At 68.1% G+C, this 21,856-nt stretch carries 19 protein-coding genes; 10 read left to right on the top strand and 9 right to left on the bottom strand.

Annotation, left to right across the window (positions count from 1 at the left end; translation table 11 throughout):
- Positions 1 to 8 precede the first annotated feature (8 nt).
- The 7 genes from AABM41_03460 (at position 9) to AABM41_03490 (ending at position 8,610) form a co-directional block, all read left to right on the top strand.
- The gene (locus AABM41_03460) at positions 9 to 449 is read left to right on the top strand and encodes a hypothetical protein (protein ID MEK6191367.1); all 441 of its coding nucleotides are present in this window, start codon (positions 9 to 11) and stop codon (positions 447 to 449) included.
- Between the two features lie 25 nt (positions 450 to 474).
- On the top strand, positions 475 to 1,398 hold the full coding sequence (locus AABM41_03465) for a DMT family transporter (GenBank protein ID MEK6191368.1): 924 nt from the start codon (positions 475 to 477) through the stop codon (positions 1,396 to 1,398).
- Positions 1,399 to 1,635: 237 nt separating this feature from the next.
- Positions 1,636 to 4,335: an adenylate/guanylate cyclase domain-containing protein gene (locus AABM41_03470; GenBank protein ID MEK6191369.1), complete on the top strand. Its 2,700-nt coding sequence runs from the start codon at positions 1,636 to 1,638 to the stop codon at positions 4,333 to 4,335.
- A gap of 97 nt (positions 4,336 to 4,432) precedes the next feature.
- Positions 4,433 to 4,822 (top strand): nuclear transport factor 2 family protein, encoded by a 390-nt coding sequence (locus tag AABM41_03475; GenBank protein MEK6191370.1) that lies wholly within the window; start codon positions 4,433 to 4,435, stop codon positions 4,820 to 4,822.
- A gap of 52 nt (positions 4,823 to 4,874) precedes the next feature.
- Positions 4,875 to 6,311: an amidase family protein gene (locus AABM41_03480; protein ID MEK6191371.1), complete on the top strand. Its 1,437-nt coding sequence runs from the start codon at positions 4,875 to 4,877 to the stop codon at positions 6,309 to 6,311.
- Between the two features lie 46 nt (positions 6,312 to 6,357).
- Complete coding sequence (locus tag AABM41_03485; protein ID MEK6191372.1) at positions 6,358 to 7,773, top strand: FAD-binding oxidoreductase; 1,416 nt, start codon at positions 6,358 to 6,360, stop codon at positions 7,771 to 7,773.
- An 87-nt stretch (positions 7,774 to 7,860) separates the two neighbouring features.
- Positions 7,861 to 8,610 (top strand): sulfite exporter TauE/SafE family protein, encoded by a 750-nt coding sequence (locus AABM41_03490; protein MEK6191373.1) that lies wholly within the window; start codon positions 7,861 to 7,863, stop codon positions 8,608 to 8,610.
- Between the two features lie 57 nt (positions 8,611 to 8,667).
- Here the strand turns inward: AABM41_03490 and AABM41_03495 are convergent, their stop codons facing one another.
- From AABM41_03495 to purH, 5 genes are all read right to left on the bottom strand, one after another.
- Positions 8,668 to 9,096, bottom strand: coding sequence for a hypothetical protein (locus AABM41_03495; protein ID MEK6191374.1), 429 nt, complete (start codon positions 9,094 to 9,096; stop codon positions 8,668 to 8,670).
- Positions 9,097 to 9,243: 147 nt separating this feature from the next.
- On the bottom strand, positions 9,244 to 10,560 hold the full coding sequence (locus tag AABM41_03500; protein ID MEK6191375.1) for an MFS transporter: 1,317 nt from the start codon (positions 10,558 to 10,560) through the stop codon (positions 9,244 to 9,246).
- Entirely contained in the window at positions 10,557 to 11,411 is an 855-nt protein-coding gene (locus tag AABM41_03505) for an adenylate/guanylate cyclase domain-containing protein (GenBank protein MEK6191376.1), read from the bottom strand. The genes AABM41_03500 and AABM41_03505 overlap by 4 nt, the downstream gene beginning before the upstream one ends.
- Positions 11,412 to 11,631: 220 nt before the next feature.
- Complete coding sequence (gene glpX, locus AABM41_03510) at positions 11,632 to 12,609, bottom strand: class II fructose-bisphosphatase (protein MEK6191377.1); 978 nt, start codon at positions 12,607 to 12,609, stop codon at positions 11,632 to 11,634.
- Positions 12,610 to 12,640: 31 nt separating this feature from the next.
- Positions 12,641 to 14,092 carry a bifunctional phosphoribosylaminoimidazolecarboxamide formyltransferase/IMP cyclohydrolase gene (gene purH / locus AABM41_03515; GenBank protein ID MEK6191378.1) on the bottom strand — a complete coding sequence of 484 codons (1,452 nt, stop codon included), beginning with the start codon at positions 14,090 to 14,092 and terminating at the stop codon, positions 12,641 to 12,643.
- A 94-nt stretch (positions 14,093 to 14,186) separates the two neighbouring features.
- On the opposite strand from purH, the gene AABM41_03520 reads away from it, so the two are divergent.
- From AABM41_03520 to AABM41_03530, 3 genes are all read left to right on the top strand, one after another.
- Positions 14,187 to 14,609 carry a hypothetical protein gene (locus AABM41_03520; GenBank protein MEK6191379.1) on the top strand — a complete coding sequence of 141 codons (423 nt, stop codon included), beginning with the start codon at positions 14,187 to 14,189 and terminating at the stop codon, positions 14,607 to 14,609.
- A 3-nt stretch (positions 14,610 to 14,612) separates the two neighbouring features.
- Entirely contained in the window at positions 14,613 to 15,023 is a 411-nt protein-coding gene (locus tag AABM41_03525; GenBank protein ID MEK6191380.1) for a hypothetical protein, read from the top strand.
- A 170-nt stretch (positions 15,024 to 15,193) separates the two neighbouring features.
- Entirely contained in the window at positions 15,194 to 18,271 is a 3,078-nt protein-coding gene (locus tag AABM41_03530; GenBank protein ID MEK6191381.1) for an adenylate/guanylate cyclase domain-containing protein, read from the top strand.
- Positions 18,272 to 18,835: 564 nt separating this feature from the next.
- Here the strand turns inward: AABM41_03530 and AABM41_03535 are convergent.
- The 4 genes from AABM41_03535 to AABM41_03550 form a co-directional block, all read right to left on the bottom strand.
- Positions 18,836 to 19,300 (bottom strand): type II toxin-antitoxin system VapC family toxin, encoded by a 465-nt coding sequence (locus tag AABM41_03535; protein ID MEK6191382.1) that lies wholly within the window; start codon positions 19,298 to 19,300, stop codon positions 18,836 to 18,838.
- Positions 19,288 to 19,521, bottom strand: a complete 234-nt coding sequence (locus tag AABM41_03540) for an AbrB/MazE/SpoVT family DNA-binding domain-containing protein (GenBank protein MEK6191383.1) — start codon at positions 19,519 to 19,521, stop codon at positions 19,288 to 19,290. The genes AABM41_03535 and AABM41_03540 overlap by 13 nt, the downstream gene beginning before the upstream one ends.
- A 161-nt stretch (positions 19,522 to 19,682) precedes the next feature.
- Complete coding sequence (locus AABM41_03545) at positions 19,683 to 21,251, bottom strand: hypothetical protein (protein ID MEK6191384.1); 1,569 nt, start codon at positions 21,249 to 21,251, stop codon at positions 19,683 to 19,685.
- Positions 21,248 to 21,790, bottom strand: coding sequence for a sigma-70 family RNA polymerase sigma factor (locus tag AABM41_03550; protein MEK6191385.1), 543 nt, complete (start codon positions 21,788 to 21,790; stop codon positions 21,248 to 21,250). The genes AABM41_03545 and AABM41_03550 overlap by 4 nt, the downstream gene beginning before the upstream one ends.
- Between the last annotated feature and the right edge of the window lie 66 nt (positions 21,791 to 21,856).

Below are 21,856 nucleotides of genomic sequence, written 5' to 3' on the forward strand. Positions count from 1 at the left end.
TGCGTTCAATGGGCGACACCGAGTTCTCCACCGAACGTCTTTTGGAGCAGGCATCGGGTAATCAGAGCGCCCTCTTCTTCGCGGCGCTCCGATGGGCTCGGGAGCGCGACGGATCGGTCGACGCCTGGGCGACATTTCTGGGCGAGGAGTTCGCCGAGGGCTGGGAAAGCATGCGCGAGGTTGGAGCACGGGATGTCGCTCGGGCAGCGGGACTGAACTTCGCCTGCTCCGCCGATTCGACGTTCGTGCGTCTGGAGGGCGACGCCCAGCGGGCTGAGGCAGTGATCTCTGGGCCGGACGAGGAGTGGCTTCGCGATACGGGAGTATCGGTCGAGGACAACGACCGAGCGAACGAGCTGATCTTCCGGCGCATCGCCGAGTACATCGGGCTGTCCTTCCAGCTGAATCGGGACGACCAGGGCCTACACCTCGTCTTCGCGAAGAAATAGCCATCGCCGGATGGTCTCGGAGCCGATGAGCGCCACGCGGAGCGCCGTCGACTGGCCGGGCCTGGGCGCGGCGCTGGTCACGATCGGGCTGTGGGCCTCAGCCTTCGTGGGGATCCGGGCCGCCGGTGCGGACATCTCACCCGGTGCCCTGGCCTTTGGTCGACTCCTGATCGGGGCCGTGCTGCTGGGGAGCGTGGCGTTGATCCGGCGCGGTCCGTTGCCGCGCGGTCGGGACCTGGCCCTGGTGGTGGGCACCGGGGTGATCTGGTTCGCCGGCTACAACCTGTCGTTGAACGCGGCCGAGCAGGTGGTGGACGCGGGGACGGCGGCAATGCTGGTGTTCATCGGTCCGCTCCTCATCATCCTCCTGGCCGGCGTGTTCCTGGGGGAGGGGTTCCCGCGGCGGGTGGTGCTGGGTGCGGCGGTGGCCTTCACCGGGATCTTGATCATCGGGCTCACCGTGGCCGGTGCCGGGGGTGGTGCAGCCCCGATCTGGGGGATTGTCCTGTGCCTGGTCGCGGCGCTGACGGCGGCGATTGGGGTGACCTTCGAGAAGCCCGTGCTGAGGCGGATCTCTGCGTTGAACGTGACCGCGTTGGCCTGCGTGGTCGGCGCGGTGGTAACCGCGCCGTTCGCTCCGCAGCTGCTGTCGGAGGTGGCGGTGGCGGAGCCCACTTCGGTGGGGTGGCTGGTCTACCTGGGGGTCTTCCCCACCTCGGTGGCGTTCACGACCTGGGCGTTTGCATTGGGTCGGTCGGCGGCGGGTCGCTTGGCAACCACGATGTACTTGATCCCTCCAACCGCGATCGTCCTGGCGTGGCTCATCCTGGGTGAGGTGCCGCCGCTGGTAGCCATCCTGGGCGGGGCGCTGTCCATCGCAGGTGTGGTCATCGCCCAGAGTCGGGGCGCGTCGGCGCCCGCTCCAGCGATCGCCCCGGAAGTCGGGTGATCTGGCTCCGCGTAATCGGCGCGGTCCTGATCCTCGTCGTCTTCGTCGTCGTGGGGGTGATCGTGTTCAGCGCAATCTCGTCGACGCCGCTTTTGCGGTGACGCTGACGCCCGTATCCTTCAGTCGATCCCGGACCGTCACCGAGCTGGCCAGCGGTTGTCGCCGCTCGTTGACGCACACGCAGTCTCCTAGCAGCATGGACGCGGCCAACAGTGAGAGAGACGACCGAGGGACAGGATGACAGCACAAGAATCACTCCCTTCCGGGACGGTCACCTTCCTGTTCACCGACATCGAGGGCTCCACCCGACTCGTCCAGCAGTTGGGTGAGCGCTACCCGGAGCTGCTCGAGGCACACCGTGACGTCATTCGGTCGGCCATCGCCGCCGAGGGCGGTCGGGAGTTCGGCGCCGAGGGCGACGCCCTCTTCATCGCCTTTTCTAGCCCGACGCGCGCTGCCGCCGCTGCGGCGGCCGCCCAATGGGCCCTTGCGGCCTACGCCTGGCCGGAGGGCGCCGCGATCCGCGTCCGCATGGGTCTACACAGCGGCGAGGCGACGCTCGCCGGAGGCAACTACGTGGGCCTCGACGTCCATCGCGTTGCGCGCATCACGGCGGCCGGCCATGGCGGCCAGATCCTCCTATCCCGTGCCACCGCCGCGCTCGTCGAAGCGAACCTTCCTGCCCGCGTCGTGCTGCGAAACCTCGGCGAGCATCGCCTCAAGGACCTGGCGCTGCCGGAGAGTCTGTACCAGCTCATCGTCCTCGAGCTGCAAAGCGACTTCCCGGCGCTGAAAACCCTCGACGCGACGCCGAACAACCTGCCGATCCAGCTGACAAGCTTCGTCGGTCGGGAGCGCGACGTCGCCGAGACCCGGGATCTCCTGCTCGACGGCGCGCGTCTCCTCACCCTTACCGGGCCGGGGGGCACAGGCAAGACGAGGCTCAGCCTGCAACTGGCAGCGGAGGTCAGCGACCACTTCCAGGGCGGGGTCTACTTCGTTCCGCTTGCTCCAGTCACCGATCCGAGCCTGGTCGCCTCGGCGATCGCGCAGTCGCTTGCGCTCCAGGAGTCTGGCGGCCGGCCGATCCAGGAGCGGCTCGCCGAGTACGTGCATGACAAGGAGCTGCTCCTGGTCCTGGACAACTTCGAGCAGGTCCTCACCGCCGCGCCGCTGGTCGTCGAGCTTCTCAGGGCGGGACCTCGCCTGAAGATCGTGGTCAGCAGCCGGGCTCCCCTGCACGTCTCCGGCGAACACGAGTATCCGGTTCAGCCGTTGGGATTGCCGGATCCGCAACATCTGCCATCGCTCGACGCACTCTCGCAATTCGAGGCGGTCAGGCTCTTCATCGAGCGGGCGATCGCCGTCAAGCCCGACTTCGCAGTCACCAACGAGAACGCCCCCGCGGTTGCCGAGATCTGCGCCCGCCTCGACGGGTTGCCCCTCGCGATCGAGCTGGCGGCGGCCCGCATCAAGCTGCTTCCCGCGCAAGCCATCCTTGCCCGCCTCGGCGATCGCCTCGCCCTGCTCAGCGGAGGTAGCCGTGACCTCCCGGCCCGCCAGCAGACGCTGCGCGGCGCCATCGCCTGGAGTCACGATCTCCTCGATGACGGCGGGCGACGGCTCTTCGCGCGCCTGGCCGTCTTCGTGGGCGGCGCGCGCCTGGGCGAGGCCGACACGGTCTGCGGCCCCGCCTCTGAGCTGGGTATCGATGTGCTGGACGGCCTGGCCGCACTCGTCGACCAGAGCCTGGTGCGCCAAGAAGAGATGCACCGCGAGCCTCGCTTCACGATGCTCGAAACCATCCGCGAGTTCGCCCGCGAGCGAATCGAAGAGAGCGCGGAGTTCGGCGAGATCTGTCGACGCCACGCGGCCGTCTATCTCGCGCTCGTCGAGCAGGCGGAGCCTGAGCTGACCGGCCCTGATCAGCGCGACTGGCTCGATCGCATCGAGCGTGAACACGACAACCTGCGCGCCGCTATTGACTGGACGGTCGACGCTGCTGAAACCGAGACCGCCCTCCGACTCGTCGCCGCCCCGTGGCGATTTTGGCAGATGCGAGGCCATCTCCACGAGGCACGAGAGCGGATCGCGAAGGTGCTCGGGCTTCCGGATGCGTCCGATCATCCGAACGCGCGAGCGAAGGCGCTCGAGGCGGCGGGCGGGGTCGCCTACTGGCTGGGCGACATCGTCCCCGCGCATGACTTCTACGAGGAGGCTCTGGCGCTCACGCGGCAGCTGGGGGACGATGCGGCCATCGCCAACGCGGCGTACAACCTGGCTTTTGTGGCCGAGACGTGGGAAGACACGGCCGGAGTGGCGTTGGCGAGCCCACGCGGTCAGGCACTGCTCGAAGAGAGCCTCGCACTCCACCGGGAGCTCAGCGATCGGCGAGGAGTGGCAAAAGTGCTCTGGGCGCTTGGCGCCGCGAGCTCCAGGACCGGTGACTTGAACGCTGGAGAGGAACGATACCGGGAGAGCCTGGCCGTCTTTCGGGACCTGGACGACCGCTTCATGACCGGCTGGGCACTCTACGAGCTGGGCGCCCTGGCGCTGAAGAAGATGGAGCTGGCGTCCGCGTACTCCTTGACCACTGAGGCCTTGACCATCTTTGACGCAGTGCGTGACGTGACGGGGATCGTCCTCTGCCTTGGAGAGCTCGCGGCGATTGCCGACGCCGAAGGCAATTTTGAACGCGGCATGCGACTCGCCGGTGCCGAGGCGGCCCTCCAGGCATCTGGTGGGGTCGACCTGGCCGCGGTCAGGAACAGATTGCTGGGCCGCGAGGATCCGGCGGCGCGGGCGGAGGGCGACCCGCAGCTGGCGGCCGCGTGGGCGGAAGGCCAGGCGATGACGACCGAACGGGCCGTCGCTTACGCCCTTGCGGGATCGGAAAAGGAGGCTCAACAATCGGCGCCGGAGTCGCCAGCCGACTGACGTACCATGACGAGGGGGCGCGCCCCTAGGCGTGGGGCGATGTAGCGCAGGGAACACGCCAGGTGCGTGGCGGGTCCCGCCATACGGTGAGGACGAGATGAGCGAGCAAGACAACCGAGCCATCCTGGAGCGCACGCTCGATGCGATGTACGGCGGCGACTTGGATACTGCCGCCGAGGCGATGGCCGACGACGCGGTGGTCGAGTGGCCGCAGTCTCGCGAGCGCATCGTCGGCCGCCAGGCGTGTCTGACGGTGTACAGGAACTACCCGGGCGGATCGCCAGCCTATCGGCTGCAGCGAATCACCGGCGGTCCCGACATGTTCACCGTCGAAGCGGTGGGCGACTACGGCGGCCAGCAGGTGTACGTGACGAGCATCATCGAGTTCCGCAACAGCATGATCGTGAAGCAGACCGACTACTTCGCCAACGCCTTTGAGGCTCCCGGATGGCGCGCCCAATGGGTTCAGCCGATGGACCGCGTCTGAGCGCCAAGTGCGCCGAAGGTCCACAGAGGCGCGGCGCCGCCATACTCGGCCAGTGGCTGAGCTCTGCTTCCTGCCCGCCACTGAGCTGGCCCGCCTGATCCGCGAGCGGCGTGCCTCGGCGGTCGAGGTGCTCGAGGCGCACCTGGCGCAGATCGAGCGCCGCAACCCGACGCTCAACGCGATCGTCACGCTCGACCCCGAGCGCGGCATGACCGGCGCCCGCGACGCCGACGCGGCGCTCGACCGCGGAGAAGTGCCGGGGCCGCTCCACGGGGTGCCGATGACGCTGAAGGACGCCTTCGACGTGGCAGGCATGCGCACCACCTGCGGCCACCCTCCCTTGGCCGAGCGCGTGCCAGTCACGGACTCGACCGTCGCGGCCCGCCTGGCGGCGGCCGGCGCGATCGTGATCGGCCACACCAACGTCCCCCCGCTACTCGCCGACTTCCAGACCGCCAACCCGATCTTCGGCCGCACCGCCAACCCGCACGATCCGTCGCGCACCGCCGGGGGCTCGAGCGGTGGCGCCGCCGCGGCGCTCGCCGCCGGGCTGTCTCCTCTGGAGGTCGGCAGCGATACCGGCGGCTCGGTGCGCCTGCCGGCCCACTGCTGCGGCGTCTACGCCCTCAAACCGAGCCAGCACCGCATCCCCCTGAGTGGCCATATTCCGCCGCCTCCGGGAACACCGCGCGCGGATCGCATCTTGACCGTCGCGGGACCGATGGCTCGCAGCCTGGACGATCTCGAGCTGGCGCTGACCCTCCTGAGCGGACCCGACATGCGCGATAGCGACGTACAGCCGTTGCCGCTCGCGCCTTCTCCCACACCGACGCTGGCCGAGCTGCGCCTCGCGTGGACGGGGACGCTCCCGGGAGCGCCGATCGCGTCGGCGATCACCTCCGCGTTGGAAGTGCTCGCCGGCGAGCTCTCGGCGGGAGGTGCTCCGGTAGAGCAGCGGCTGCCCGATCTCGACTTCGCCGCACAGCACCAGCTTTTCCGGGACCTCGCCAACCTGCTGCACCACGTCGAGGCCGGAGAGCCGTCGGTGCCGGACGAGCACCTGACCCTGGGTTGGTATGCGGGAGCCCTCCACGAGCGCGATCGGTACCTCACCGCCTGGGAAACCTTCTTCGGTGAGTACGACGCCCTACTCTGCCCGGTGGCCATGACGAGCGCATTCCCCCATCGGCCGACCGGCAGCGCGATTCCGGTCGACGGCGTCGATACTTCCTACTGGCACTTCAACCGCTACACGGGTCTTGCCAATCTGACCGGGCTGCCGGCGTTGGCCATGCCGCTGGCACGCGATGGAGCCGGAATGCCGGTCGGGCTGCAGGTCGTGGGGCCGCGCTTCTCGGAGATGCGACTGCTGGCAATCGGCCGCGCGCTCGAGCCGTTCACGATCGGCTTCGTAGCCCCGACCGGCGGCCCTGAAGCTCGAGCCTGGCGAGAAGCGCGAGGAGATGACCCAGGTCTAACGGGCGGGTAACCGCCAGGAGCGTTGAGGAAGCCGCGGCTGTGCTACACATGGCGCCGTGACAGAGATCGGCACCGAGCTGCGTGAAACTGGGAAGCTGGAGCCGGCTGCGTACTCGCAGCTCGAGACCGCATTCAGCGGCGAGCTGATCGGTCCAGACGATCCCACCTACCACGAGCACCGGAAGATCTGGAACGGTGCGATCGACCGGTTTCCCGCGCTGATCGCCAGGTGCCGCGACGTGGACGACGTCATCGCGGCCGTGGCGTTCGGGCGCGAGACTGGCCTGCCGGTCGCCGTGCGAGGCGGTGGCCACAGCTTTCCCGGACTGTCCGTCATCGACGGCGGGCTGGTCATCGATCTGGGGCTGATGAACGCCATCCGCGTCGACCCGGAAGCCCGCATCGCCCGCGCCGGAGCGGGCGTTCGCCTCGGCGACCTTGACCGCGCCACGCAGCCATTCGGCCTGGCCGTCCCGGCTGGCATCGTCACCACCACCGGGCTGGCCGGCCTCACCCTGGGCGGCGGCATCGGTTGGCTCATGCGCAAGTACGGGCTGACGATCGACCAGCTCCTATCGGTCGATCTCGTCACCGCCGGCGGCGAGTTCGTCAAGGCGAGCGAGGCGGAGAACGCGGACCTGTTCTGGGGGGTGCGCGGTGGCGGCGGCAACTTCGGGATTGTCACCGAGTTCGAGTTCCGCCTGAATCCGCTTGGACCGATGGTGCTGGCCGGTCCCATCTTCTGGCCGATGGAGGACTCGGCGCGGGTCCTCCGCTTCTATCGCGACTGGATCACCGGTGCTCCCGACGACCTCACCACGATCGTCGTGCACCGCAAGGCGCCGCCGCTGTCGTTCGTCCCCTCGCATCTGCATGGCAAGCGGGTCGTCAGCGTGACCGTCTGCTACGCCGGACCCATCGAAGAGGGCGAGAAGGTCGTTCGGCCGCTCCGCGAGTTCGGCTCGCCGGTGCTGGACCTCTGTGCGCCGAAGCCCTTCCTCGAGCTCCAGTCGATGTTCGACGCCTCGTTCCCGCCCGGCTACTGGTATTACTTCCGGGCCTGCGACGTCGCCGAGCTGACCGATGAGGTGATCGACATCACGGCTGAGCACGCGCTGCGCTTGAAGTCCCCCATGACGGCGTTTCCCATCTTCCAGCTGGGGGGTGCGGTGGGGCGGGTGGGCGATGGGGAGACGGTCTTCAACGGCCGTCGCGCCGGCTACACCTTCAACATCAACGCCACGACCGTCACGAGCGAGGGATTCGACGAGGAACGGGAGTGGTCGCGCGACTTCTGGGCGGCCCTCGCCCCGTACCACACCAGCGTCTACGTGAACTTCCTCATGGACGAGGGCGAGGAGCGCATCCGCCAGGCATACGGGCCACACAAGTACGACCGCCTCAAGGCACTCAAGCGCAAGTACGACCCGGAAAACTTCTTCCGGTTGAACCAGAACATTCGCCCGGACTGAGGTCCTGTGCGCGACCTCCGGCGGCCACCTGGGCAAGGCCTAGCCGCCGGCGGGGAGACTGCCGCATTGCTCGACTAGGATGGCGGGGTGGTCGATCCCCTCCTGCTGGCGGGTTTGTTCTTCGCCGGGGCCGTCCTATACGCCTCCGTGGGTCATGCCGGCGCGTCTGCGTACCTCGCAACAATGGCGATCCTGGGCGTCTCGCCTGACGTCGCCCGACCGACTGCCCTTGCCCTCAACATCGTCGTTGCGAGCCTCGTCACCTTTCGGTTTTGGCGCGCCGGCTACATCTCCGGCCGTGCGCTGGCGCCGTTCCTGTTGGGCTCCGTTCCGCTCGCGTTTATCGGCGGATCGCTACCTCTCGCTCCGGTGGCATACAAACAGCTCCTCGGGATCGTTCTGCTGGTCGCGGCCGTTGGCATGGCCGGAACCGCTCGCCGGGCGGCTCAGAACGACACAGGGCATGCCACGCCTCATGTTCCGGGCCTACCAGCGGTCCTGATCGGCGCCGCGATCGGGCTGGTGTCAGGCCTGACCGGAACGGGTGGCGGGATCTTTCTCAGCCCGGTCCTACTGTTCACGGGATGGACCGAGACGCGCGCGGCGTCTGGCATCGCCTGCGCGTTCATCCTTGGCAACTCCATCGCGGGGCTGGCAGGCAACCTGGCCCGCCTGGCTTCGGTCCCCCCTTCGCTGCCGTTATGGGCCATTGCCGTCGTCATCGGCGCCGCAATCGGTTCGGAGATTGGGAGCCGCCGGGGCCGCACGTTCCTGCTCCGACGGGCGCTCGGCCTGGTTCTGGCCATCGCCGGATTGAAGCTCATCTTCCTCGGGTGACCGATTCAGAGAGACGCTACCCGTCCCTCGCATCGAGGTCCCAAGATACCGGGACACTTAGCCGCGGATCAAGCCCACGGTCCAGCGCACCGAATCGACCGCATGTCGGACCAGGCCCGATACGCCGCCGTAGACGCGGTAGATGTCCAGGATCACGAGGACGATGAGCGCGACCTCGACGCCCTTGGTGACGTAGGCCAGGTCGTAGCGGCCGCCCATCAGCAGCCAAGCCACGATCGAGGCCGCGGCATAGCCGATGAGGGCAACCCGCGGCAGCCAGCTGAAGCGAACGACCAGGGGATGGGAGATCGCGGCCCCGACGACGAACGCGGCGGCCAGGGCGAAGTAGCCCAGCCCATTGAGGGTGAACAACAGACCGCCCAGGCTCAGGTGGATGGCGCCGGTGACCAGGGTCAGGACGACGATGCTGGTGGTCAGCGCCGCGGCTCGGGCCCGATGGGTTCGCGGAGCGGCAGTGGCAGACATTTCTCGGTGCCTCGCGACTTACGTTTTAGCCTGAGGTATCGAGTATATCGGTGAGTTGGAATACTGGCCGAGATGGCGGGAGCTGTTGCGCGGCTTCATCGGCCTCGCCCGCAAGCGGGGGATCGCGCGTCTGTTACGGGGCAGCCGCTAGGTCATCGATACGGCTTCGTCCTCGCCCTCGTCTACCTCGTACTCTTCTCCATCATCATCGGCCTCTATCGGGTCCGATGACGCCTTCTCGCGGCGGGCAAGCAGAACGAATGGCAGCGCCAGGACCTGGATGCCGGCCGAAACCAGGTAGGACGTCGCGTACCCGCTGACGTCGGCCACCCGACCCAGGAATGGCTGGGCGACGACACCGCCTGCCGAGCCCATCAGGGAGTCGAACGAGAGGACGGTGGCCCGCTGCTCGGACGGGATGACCCCATTCAGGAAGGCCGATCGGATGGGTCGCGTGACGGCACCCACAAGCGACCAGACGGCAAGGAGCACCAGTGCCACGACGAACCCCGGCGCAAGGCCCAGCACTGCCAGTATCGCGATGCCCATGACGCCGCCGACCAGCAGCGCGTCGGTCCGCCGGCGGAAGAGGCGCCGGACCCAGGGAACCATGAGCCCGGCCGCGATCTGGACCCCGGCGAAAATCGCGGCCGCCAGACCGGCGATGCTGTACGCGGTCGGATCGCCGTACAGCTCCAGCAGATACGGCTGAGCGGCGTAGAAGACGTAGATCCCGGTGCCGGCGGTGAACGGGATGGCCAGCATCAGCCATCGGACCGGCGGGTTCCGGAAGCCACCGTCGATGGAACCGCGGATGACGTTGCGGACCGCCCTCCCGGTGCTGACATCGCGCTGCGGCGTGAACCCGATGTCATGCATGAAGCGCAGCGCCACCACCATGGTCAGCCCCAACATTCCGGCCCGGACGAGGTACGGCACGCCCAGGTTGGTGACCTGCGCGATCACGCCCCCGGCGACGGTCCCGATCAGCATGGCCGCCCCGCCAACCGTCTGCGCGCGACCGAAGACGTGGTCCAGGTGGCCGTGAAAGCCGGTCGCGTGCAGGGCATCCACCAGCCAGGCATCGGTCGCACCGGAGAAGAACGTGAAGCCCAGCCCCAGCAGGACCGACGCGATGGCCCAGCCCCACAGCGGCGCGTGGACCTGCCACATGGCGAGGTAGAGGAGCGTGGCGAAGAGCAGCGTCACCGTGCCCAGGACGAACGAGAAGCGGCGGCCGCGGGTGTCGGCGACGACGCCGGTGGGAATCTCGAAGATCACCATCCCCGCGGTGAAGAAGGCGTTGGCGGCAAACGCCTCCACATTGCTGAGGCCCGCATCGAGCAGGAAGATGGTGTTGATGCCCCAGATGAACGACGAGGCCAGGGTGTTCAGTAGGGTGAGGACCAGGTAGGTCCGCTCCACGGCTCGGGCCGGGTCGTTGGCGCCCTGGATGGCGTTCATCCGCGGCTAAGGGAGGTCCGCAGCCGGGGGAATCTCTTGGGGAGGTCGGGGGCCAGCACCTGGTAGATCACGTCCGGACGCGGAAAGCCGCGCAGGCGGCGCCGCCCCAGGCTGCGGAAGGTGACATCGTCCGGGAGCTCATCGGTCATGGCTTCATGAGCCGATCGGGAGACGAGGATCTGGCCGCCGTGGGCGGCCTGGCACACCCGCGAGACCGCGTGGACGGACAGACCGATGTAGCCGGTCTCGGTCAGGGTGGGATGCCCGCGGTGGATGCCGATCCGGATCCGTACCGGTCGCTTGCTGGGCCACACCTTGTCGCCCACCCGGCGTTGAATGCCGATCGCGGCGTCCAGGGCGGCGGGGGCCTCCGCGAAGGCGGCCAGGAACTCGTCGGCGTGGACCTCCACCTCGTGCCCGCCGGCGCGGCGCACCTTGTCGCGGAGGAGGCGACGCACGTCGGCCATGAGGGCGGCGTACTCGACGCCCAGTTCGGCGAGGAGGGAGGTGGAGCCCTCGATGTCGGTCATCAGGAAGGTGACCGTCCCGCTCGGCAGCTTCTTGACCTGCCGGGCCTGGGCATCTGCATGGCCGCGGCGGCGCTCGGTCCGCAGCTGGGCCTCGATGAAGCCGACTGGGACCACCCCGAAGCGCTTTGCGGCGCGGAGGAGCTTGGTGCGGGCCTGATCGCGAGCGGCATCCGATTCGAAGGCGACCTGGTTGAAGCGGCCAAGGGCCGAGCGGATGTGGGCTTCGTCGTAAATGGGGAGGCGCCGACGACCGTGGGAGTCGATGTATGCGAACGCGCTCTTGGGGAGTTGGGCGCGCTTCGTCTCGGTGAGCTTGGCCATGACAGTGCGCAAGTGTAGGGTCAAGCCAGAGCCTGCCTACCAGCACTAGGCGACGATCGGTGACGAGCGTTTCGTCACAGTCATTCGTGCTATCGCGCTACACGATGTCACGAATGGTTGTGATGAGGTCCCGGGTAGAACGATGTGGACTCGCGACCGGGTTGGGCCGGTTCAGCGGGACCGAGGTTCGCGACCCGCTCGCAGACGAGAGTGGAGCCGGCTAGAGGCGGACCCGGGCCGGCTGGTTGGGGTCGAACATGTGGACCGTGTCCACGAACCGGATGAGCCCTTGGGCACGGCTCATGACCAGGGAGTGGGTCCGAGCCCCGCCGCCGAAGAAGCGAACCCCGCGCAGCAGCTCCCCATCGGTCACGCCCGTGGCGCAGAAGACGACCTTCTGGCCACTGGCCAGGTCATTCGTGAAATAGACCCGGTCGGGGTCGTCCACTGCCACACCCATCTCGCGGCCCCGCTCCCGCTCCTCGTCCGAGCGCCACCGGAACTGGGCCTGGATCTCGCCCCCCAGGCACTTCAGGGCGGCCGCGGTCAGCACGCCCTCCGGGGCGCCGCCGGTGCCCATCACGGCATGCACGCCGGTTCCCGACACGGCGGCGCTGATCCCAGCCGTGAGATCGCCGTCGGGGATGAGCTTGATCCGGGCCCCGGTCTGCCGCAGCTCGGCCACCAACTGCTCGTGCCGCGGGCGCTCCAGCACCACGACCGTGATGTCCGACACGGCCCGCCCAAGCCGCTCCGCGATGATCCGGATGGTCTTGTCCACCGGGTCGTGGATGCTGACGTGGCCGACCACCCCCGGGCCTACGATCAGCTTGCGCAGGTACGTGTCGGGCGCGTGCATGAGCCCGCCCGGCTCCGACGCGGCCAGCACGGTGATGGCGTTGGCGGCCCCGGTGGCCACCAGGTTGGTCCCCTCCAGCGGGTCGACCGCGATGTCGATCAGGACCGCCGACTCGGGATTGCCCACCTTCTCCCCGATGTACAGCATGGGCGCCTTGTCGCGCTCTCCCTCGCCGATGACGATGGTGCCGCTGAGGTCCGCGTCCTCCATCGCGTGCCGCATGGCCTCCACCGCGGCCCGGTCCGCCCCGTGGCGGTCGCCGCGGCCCATCTGGCGGGCGGCGGACAGGGCCGCCGCCTCGGTTGCGGCCAGGGCGTTGTCGGTGATCAGCTTGTCCATCGGTCAGTCCGTATCGGTCAGTCGGTATCGGTCAATGGCGGAAGTGGCGGCGCCCTGTGAAGACCATGGCCATATGGTGACGGTCGGCGACTTCGATGGCCATCGCGTCGCGCGCGCTGCCACCGGGCTGGATGATGGCGGTGACGCCGGCCTGGGCCGCGATCTGGATCCCGTCCGGGAACGGGAAGTAGGCGTCAGAGGCCATGACCGAGAGCGGCGCCCGCTCGCCGGCCTTGCGAAGGGCGATTTCGACGCTCACCACCCGGGACGGCTGACCGGCCCCCATCCCGATCATGACGTGCCGCTTGGTCAGGACCACCGCATTGCTCCGGACGTGGCGCACCACGCGCCACGCGAACAGGAGGTCGGTCAGCTCTTCCAGGGTCGGGCCGCGCTGGGTGACGACCTGCAGCTCGTCGCGGTCCTCCTCCACCGAGTCCCCGGTCTGGACCAGCAGCCCGCCCCCGATGCGCTTGAGGTCCAGCTCCCCGCTTCCCGGGTTGGCGACGTCCTCCGCCGGCGGCACCTCCACGACCTCGAACCCTTCCTTGGCGCCCAGGATGGCGACCGCCTCCGGCGTGTAGCCGGGAGCGACGATGGCCTCGAAAAAGCCGGGCGCAATGGCTGCCGCGGTGGGCTCGTCCACGATCCGATTGGCGCCGATGATCCCGCCGTATGACGCCACGCTGTCCCCCTCCAGGGCCAGGCGGAACGCCTCGGCCAGGTCGACCACGCTGGCCAGCCCGGTGGGGTTGCCGTGCTTGACGATGGTCACCGTCGGGGTCTTGAAGTCCGACGCGATCCGCCAGGCGGCGTCCAGGTCCAGCAGGTTGTTGAACGACAGATCCTTGCCCGCGATCTGGCGGGCCCGGCTCAGGACGGCGCCGTGGTGATCGGCATCGGCGTAGAAGGCGCCCTGCTGCTGGGGGTTCTCGCCGTATCGGAGGTCCGCCTTCTTCTCGAATACGAGCGTCAGCCGGGCGGGGAACAGGGTGCCGGCCTCGCGGTTCAGATCGGTGGCGATCTGCGCGTCATGGGCCGCGGTCAGCCCGAACGCCTCGGCCGCCAGCTTCTGGCGGGTCTCGGGCGCCACCGCCTTGTCGCGCTTGACGTCTCGCAGGACCGATGCGTACTGGGTGGGGCTGGACACCGCCGCCACCCATTCGTGGTTGGCGGCCGCCGCCCGCAGGAGGGCCACGGCGGCCAGGTCCGGGTCAGTAGCCAGGTTGAGGACCACGATGTCAATGGGCTCCGTGCCCTGCTGGGCCAGGGCCGCCATCTCGTCTCCGTGGTCTCGGCGCGCCGTGACGGCACGCAGGAGGTTCGGATCGGCGAGATCAGGGAGGAGGGCGACCTCGACCCCGGCTTCGGCCAGATGGGCGCGCGTGTCCTCGGTGGCTATGCACTCGATCCCCGCGTCGATGAGGCCGCGCGTCAACTCGGTGATCCCTTCGCGGTCCGAGACGGAGAGGAGAGCGCGCAATCAACGGTCTCGCTAACGGAGGGATCGGCCTGCCGATTATACCGACCCCCTCCTGCGATTCTGGACCAGCCGCCCCTGATAGACTCGCCGGCCGGTGAGCATCCTGTTCGACGCCCTCAGCCCGACCAACTTCGCCGACCTCTTCACCCTGATGTGGATGGGAGCGATCGTGATCTGTGTGGGGGCGTCTTTCGTGTACTGGCAGGCCCAGCGTCGGTATCGGCGCTATCCGGAGCACCTCGCGCTTCACGAGTGGGTGTACTGGTCGATCCTGGTGCCCTGGATCCTGGTCCCGCTGTTGGCCGTCATCCACGTCCCGTTGTTCCTGATCCTGATCCTGGTCGTGCCCGGCATGGCGCTCGCTGCCTGGGGGGCGTTCATCCGCTACCCAGCCCGGATCGCAGTTGCCAACGACGAGATCCGCCGCCGCCGATACGTGCCGCCACCGCGTCGCGAGGTCCGCGGCCGGGCTCGCCCCACCCCCACCGGCGGTCACAAGACCCACCGCCGCGGCTGACCGATGCGGCACCTGAGCCTCGTGGCATCGGCCATCGCCGCGGGGACGGGGGTTATCTACCTCGGGTTCCTTATCAAACAGGGCACGCCGGTCGTCCCGTTCACCGTCGTGGTCGTGACGGCTGCGATTGCTGCGCTGGCCGTGCTGACCGCCTACGGGTCGTTGGGCCTGAATCCGACGCGTCGCGCTCTGGCGCTGTCGGCTGCCGTCCCGGGGTTCGTCGGCCTGGGGTACCTGGCCGGGTTCTCCATCGGCGGACCGTTGCTGATCGGCGGCGTTCTGACCCTGCCCGCCGCGGTTGCGTCCGTGCGCGGCATTTCGCTGACGCCTCGCGCCGTCGGCGGATGGATCGTGGTCATCCTGCTCGCGTGGTCTGCGGTCCTGGGCGCTCTTTTGATCCCGGTGCTTTCCTAGGCCGGCGAGCCCTCGGCGAGCTCAACGCTTCCTTCGTCACGGAGTACGGAGCACACTTGGCGCAAATGCAGGTGTGCGCTTCTTGTGGCGCTGCAATTCCCGACGCCGCACGCTTCTGCCCGAGCTGCGCGGCTCCGGTCGAGGCGCGTCCGGATCAGAGCGAACGAAAGTTGGCGACGGTCATCTTTGCTGACCTCGTCGGCTCGACCGAGCTGGGCGGCTCGCAGGACCCCGAGCGGACGCGGGCGATGCTGGACCGCTTCTACGATGCCATGGCCGCGGAGATCGACACCGCCGGCGGGACGGTGGAGAAGTTCGCCGGGGATGCGGTGATGGCGGTGTTCGGCGCCCCCGCATCGCTCGAGGACCACGCCGAGCGGGCCCTGCACGCGGCGCTGGCGATGCAGCGACGCCTGCGTGAGCTGTTCGGCGAGGAGCTCGCGCTGCGAATCGGCGTCAACACGGGTGAGGTCGTCGTCGGCAAGGCGCGCGAAGGCAGCTCCTTCGTCACCGGCGATGCGGTCAATGTGGCCGCCCGACTGGAGCAGGCTGCCGAACCGGGTGACGTGCTCGTTGGCGAGCGGACGGTCGCGACCGTTCGCGGTGCGTTCGAGTTTGCCGAGCCTCAAACGATCCAGGCCAAGGGGAAGTCGGAGGGGGTCGAGTGCCGCCGCCTCGTGCGCGCGCTATCGCTCATGCGCCCACGCGGCGTCGGAGGCCTTCGCCGCGCCTTCGTCGGCCGCGACGACGAGATGAAGCAGCTCGAGGGCACCTACCAAGAGGTGGAGGATCAGCGCAAGCCCCGGCTGGTGACGATTCTCGGCGATGCGGGGGTCGGCAAGACGCGGATCGTACGGGAGTTCTGGGAGCGCCTCGGTGGCCGCTCGCCGGAGCCCCTGCGCCGGACGGGACGCTGTCTGTCGTACGGCCAGGGCATCACCTACTGGCCCCTCGCGGAGGTCCTGAAAGAGCATCTCGGCATCCTGGAGAGCGATCCTCCGTCTCTCGTGCTCGAGCGGCTTGGGTCGCGCGAGATCTTGGGCCTGACGCTTGGGCTCGACGTGGCTCGCGGGCTCCACCCTCTCGCCGCGCGCGACCGTTTCCAGGATGCGTGGGTCGAATTCCTCGACGAGATCGTCGCGGATCGGCCCACCGTCATGCTGATCGAGGACGTCCACTGGGGCGAGGAGCAGCTGCTCGACCTCCTGGAACGACTTGTGCACGACACGCAGGGGCCGCTGCTTCTGGTCGCGACGGCGCGGCCGGAGTTGCTCGAGCAACGGCCGGGCTGGGGCGCCCGCCTCCATGGCGCGACCGTGGAGCTCGAGGCGCTCTCGGCGGAGGAGGCGGTCCGAATGCTCGACGAGCTCCTCGGGGGGACGCTCCCGGCCGGGCTGCGAGATGTCGTCGTCCAACGCGCGGAGGGCAACCCGTTCTTCGTCGAGGAGCTAGTCGGGACCCTGATCGATCGCCAGCTGCTCGAGCGGCAGAATGGATCCTGGCGCTTGGCGGACCTGCCGCCAGACTTCGCTGTCCCGGACACGGTGCAGGCGGTTGTGGCGGCTCGCGTGGATCTGCTCGAGCCGGACGAGAAGCAGGCGCTCCAGGCCGCTTCGGTGATCGGTCGGATCTTCTGGGCGGGTCCGGTCTACGAGCTCGTCGGGGAGGCGCAGCCGGACTTACGGATACTCGAGGAGCGCGACTTCATCCGGCGTCGCCCCGGCTCCTCGATCGCGGGCGACCGCGAATACGCCATCAAGCACGCGCTGACGCGCGAGGTCGCCTACGCCAGCCTGCCGAAGGCCAAACGGGCGCGGCTGCATGCCGGGTTCGCGCAATGGCTCGAACGGACCGGCGACGGACGGGATGAATACGCGCCACTCCTTGCCCACCACTACGCGGAGGCGGTGCGGCCGGACGACATGGATCTGGCGTGGGCGGGCGCAGCGGATGAGGTCGAGGATCTGCGCGCGCGCGCTCTGACGTGGCTCCGTCGCGCGGCCGAGCTCGCGATCGGTCGCTTCGAGATTGACGAGGGGCTCGCGCTGCTCCACCGAGCGCTCCAGCTTGAACCGGACGTCGCGGCGCAAGTCGCACTCTGGCGGGAGGTCGGGCGCGCCAACGTCTTCAAGTTCGACGGAGAGGCCTTCTGGACGGCGATGCAGAACTCGCTTGAGGGTAGCGATCAGGCCATTGCCGCGGACACGTACAGCCTGCTCGCGTTCCATACCGCGACGCGCGCCGCCATGTGGAAGCGCCGGCCGGACCGCGGATTGATCGAAGGGTGGATTGAACGGGCGCTCGAGCTATCCGAGCCGGACGCGCCGGCAAGGGCGAGGGCATTGATCGCGCACACGTATTTCGACCCGGAAACATTCGGCCAGGCGGCGCAAGAGGCCAGCGAGCTCGCCGACCGCTTGGACGACATCGAGCTGCGGTCATGGGCTTGGGCCGCCCGCTCGCAGGCGGCCTGGGCCCGGGGCGACTATGACGAGGCATACGCCTGGGTCCGGCGCCGCTTCGCTATCGTGCCGGAACTGACCGATCCCGATCACATTGCGTTGATCTACCTGAACGGCCTCTACCACCTCCTGGCCATCGGCCGTTTCGAGGAGGCCCGCCGCGTCGCAGCCGCGCATGACGAGGTCACGAGGAGCCTCACGCCGCACCATCGGCTGCACGCCGTGGAAATGTTGATCTCAGTCGACTTTGCCGCCGGCCGCTGGGAGGCGGTGCGGGATCTAACGCCCCGGGCGGAGGCGGCAGTCGCCGCCAACATGGCGACACCCTGCGTGATGAACGCGTGGTCGCTGCTCGCCTCCGCTCTCGCCAACGTCCAGCTGGAGAACGACCAGGAAGCGCGGCGCCTCGAACGTAGTGCTGCAGACCTGGGCATGGAGGGGTACGGCGACTGGTTGGATCCTTTGCACATCGAGATTGCCATCGCGCGAGGCGAGCTGGCTGAGGTCGAGCGCAAGCTCAGCGAGTGGAACCCCGGAGGCTTGGGGGATATCGATGGGCTCGTCACGCGGCTCAACGCGCTCGTCGCCCTCGAGCGACGCGTGGAGATTGAGAACGAGGCGCCGGCTTTCCTGAAGCCGAAGAGCTACCTAGAACCGTTCGCGCTTCGCGCGCTAGGTTTCGCGCGGAAGGACGACGGGCTGATCGCGCAGGCGATCCAACGGTTTGAGGCGATGGGCCTCGACTGGCACGCAGCCGAGACGAAGAAGCTGCTAAGCCCCGTTTAGCCGGGCCGCCCCCAGTCCGCCGCGCCGCGCTCGACTCCGTATGACGCGGAGGTTGGTTCCATGAAGCGGACCAGGGCGGCGGCCTCGTCCCGCAGCTCCCATTCGCATCCGACGCCAGCCGCTCGAACGGGGTGTAGGACAGACTCGCGCGGTTGCCGGATCGCTCGGTCCGCCAGCTCCCCACAACCGAGCCATCCAGCTTGGTCGCGACGGTGTCCATGTCCTGCCTCGGGAATTCCTTGCCCCAGACCTGCTGCCACCAATCCTGCCGGGATGGACCGATGCCTTCGGCGAACCCCCACCCGTCCCGCGCCGAGACCAGGTGAATGGTCGAACGCATGAGCGTGCCCTGGACCACCTTGCGCCGGTTGAGCAGCCGATCCAGGTCGCCCATCGCGAACTTCCGGAGGCTGGACCACAGCCGGATGTAGGCCGATGGCGCGTATTGGTTCTGGATGCCGGCCATCTGCTCGAGTGCCTTCGGAACCGATATCGCCGACCGCTTCAGGAGCAGCTGCCGCGCCAGCAGGGCGCGATTGAGTTCGCGCGTGGTCAGGACCCGGGTCATTCCGCCGGCGGGACGAGGTCGTCGAGATAGACGACCTCGAGCTTGGCACTGCCTCGAATCCTGCGGTCGTTGGTGACGAAGACCGTGGCGCCTGCTGCCCTGGCGCTCGCGAGGTGAATGGCGTCCGCCAACGACATGCCCCGGACACCGTGGATGACGGCTGCGTCACCGGCCACGTCCGAACCGATGGACTCAACGGCCAGGCCCGGGATGTCCCGAATCTCGGCTTCATACCGCTCCATCTGCGCCAGGTCGCCGGCCCGGGACGGGCCACTGAGGATCTCTGCCAGAGCCAATGAGGAAAGGGACGCCACCGCCGCTCCGGTCTCGATGGCATCCACGAGCTCGTCGGCACGCTCATTCCACGGTGCGACCTGCTCAATGATGTAGATGAGGACGTTGCTGTCGAGCCCGACCTTCCGATGCAGCTCGCACAGCTTTGCGACTGTCAGTCTTCCCATTCATCACGGAGGGCGCGGATGTAGGCCACCGGGTCATCCCCGTAGTAACCGCCACCCAGCCCTCGCAGCCGCTCCACCGCACGAGGAGGACGGGGCCGGAGTGCGATCTCATCGTCGCGGATCACGACGGTAAGCCGATCGCCCGCCTTGATCCCGAGCGCGCGTCGTGCCGCGCTGGGCACGGAGATCTGATGCTTAGTACTTACCTTCACGCTTAGCATGACGCGACGATGCTAAGCGTCGATGCCCCGTCCAGTCAAGGCATCCCGAGACGTGCGCGAGGGCATCAATCCTTGACGCTTGGGTCGTATAGCTTTGCCGAAGCAAGCATGCCGCGGCCGCCCGCCACCAGCACCCTGCCATCGGGCAGGAGTGTGGCTCCCTAGTCGACCGTCTCCAGCAGCGGAATCAGCCGCTCGGCCAATTGACGCAGCGTGGCCTGCGAATTCCAGGTGATGACCACGAAGTGAGGCTCCGTGGAGATCGCGACGGCCGCCCGGCACTGACCGACGCTGGGCGCGCAGCCGCCGAAGAAGACATCGCGGCCAGCGATCTGCTCGGTGCTGAAGTTGCCGTCGCCGAACAGGCTTGTGGCCTGGTCGGCTGCCCGCTCGCTGGGGAACGATCGACGGCTTGAGAAGATCACAAGTCCGTCCCCCGAGACCGGGTGCCAGCAGAACGCCCAGTCGTCAGTCCACTCGGGATAGTGCTCGCTGGAGCCTTGGGTTGGGCCAATCAGCTCACCGACGAGCGAGGCCGGTACGTAGTCGCACGCATCGGTGAATGGCGCCGAGCGATCGGTTGAAGGAGATGGCGGAGGCTCGGCTGGTTGTGCACCAGCTGCCGGGGCGTCGCTCGGGCAGTCAGGCTCGTGCGGCAGGAGCCCCACAACGTTGACGGCAATAGTGTCGTGGAAGACTTCTTCGGCGTTGAGGGCGCCATCGGTGAAGCGCCAAGCCGGGTCGAGTGCGCCTTCAGTCGGGCCGGCACCCAAGCCGGTCAGGATGGCCGCAATCGCCCGTGCTCCCTTTGTATCCGTTGCGCCGCAACGAACCATGGTCCAGCCCGAATCGCTGGCATTCGGTGCCTCGGATCCGAATGTCTGTAGTGTCGATCCATCCGGAAGCACCACGCCGTCCGATGAGGGATAAGCGACGTCCTGCGGCCCAGTGAACTGGACCAAGAATCTCCATCGCTCGGGGAGGTAGGGGTGCCACTGGTCCTCTGCCCACCGGGCGGCGGTGAGGCCAAGGTCGGGATCCCTGAGCCGCTCAGCGAGGTCGCTGGCCGCGGCTTGCTGCGCCGCGGTGGTCTGCCGGGTCTCGAGGATGCTCAGGCCAAGACCGATGGAGAACACATCAGCTCCTGCCCGGGCTCGGATATCCATGTGCCCGGCGAACTCAAAGCTCTGGCAGCTGGGCAAGGAGTTCGTCACGGCGTCCATCAGAGCTGAAACACCCTCGGCCGTCAGCCGTCGCTGCGACCACGTCCCATCTAGTCCCACTGTGACGGGTGCGCCGCCCCAGTCCGTTGGGAAGCCGATTAGGACCAGGCCATCCTCATAGACGGTCAACTGGGTCGCACCAGGCCACTCCCCGCTACCAAGGGGAACGACAGTGAGGAGGACGCCGTCTGCCAGCGTCGGGTCGCAGTACGCGACTGGTCCAGCCAAGGGGAACGAATTCGAATCGGCGCGGTCATCGTCCAACCACGGCAGCCGGATCAGACCGGAACCCACCGCCAGCGCCCCGCCAATGAGCAGCGCGGTCAGCATCGCCGCAGTGGCCAGCAGCGCGAGATTGCGGCGTCCCCCAAGCAGCGTGACAGGCGTCGGCATGGTGTCTGGGAGGCCGACCACGCTGGCGCGCAGCTCGGCCGGAGCCTGCAGGCCGTCGCCGACCTCGGCTTGGAACCAGGCGCGCAGTCGCTGTTCGAGTTCGCGTTCGGTCATCGGACCGTCTCCTTGGCGTCGGCTTCCTCAAGCGCCGCGCGAAGCCGCTTGAGCGCGTAGTGGAGTCGAGAGTTCACGGTGCCGGGACGAATGCCCAACTGCCTGGCGATCTCGTTGATGGTCAGGTCTCGGTAGTAGCGCAGTGTCACGACCAGGCGGTGATCCGCCGATAGGCCGGCTAAGGCGCCGGCCATTACATCCCGTTCGTTGGCCAGGTCGAATGCGTTCTCCTGCTCGAGGGAGAGCTGCCCGGAGAGGTCCTGCATCCGCCATCTCGTCGTCCGCTTGAGGCGGTTCCGGCACGTGTTGACCAGGATCCGGGAGAACCATTGCTCGAATCTGGCTGGATCACGCAGCGTCGACCACCGTCGCCAGGCCTGGACGAATGCATCGTGGGTGGCGTCCTGTGCTTCGGCCGCGTTCCCCAGGATCGCGTAGGCCACGCGGTAGCTGGCGTTCAGGTGCCGGTCGGCCAATTCCCGGAAGGCGGCCGCGCGAGTCCCGACCTCGCGTGCCTCCGTGAGCGAGTCGCCGACCATCGTGTCTATCTCCGGCCCATGCCTCACGATGACATGACAATCGGGCGGGGGAAACCCTTCATCTGT

Source organism: Chloroflexota bacterium (assembly GCA_038040195.1).
Taxonomy (GTDB): domain Bacteria; phylum Chloroflexota; class Limnocylindria; order QHBO01; family QHBO01; genus DASTEQ01.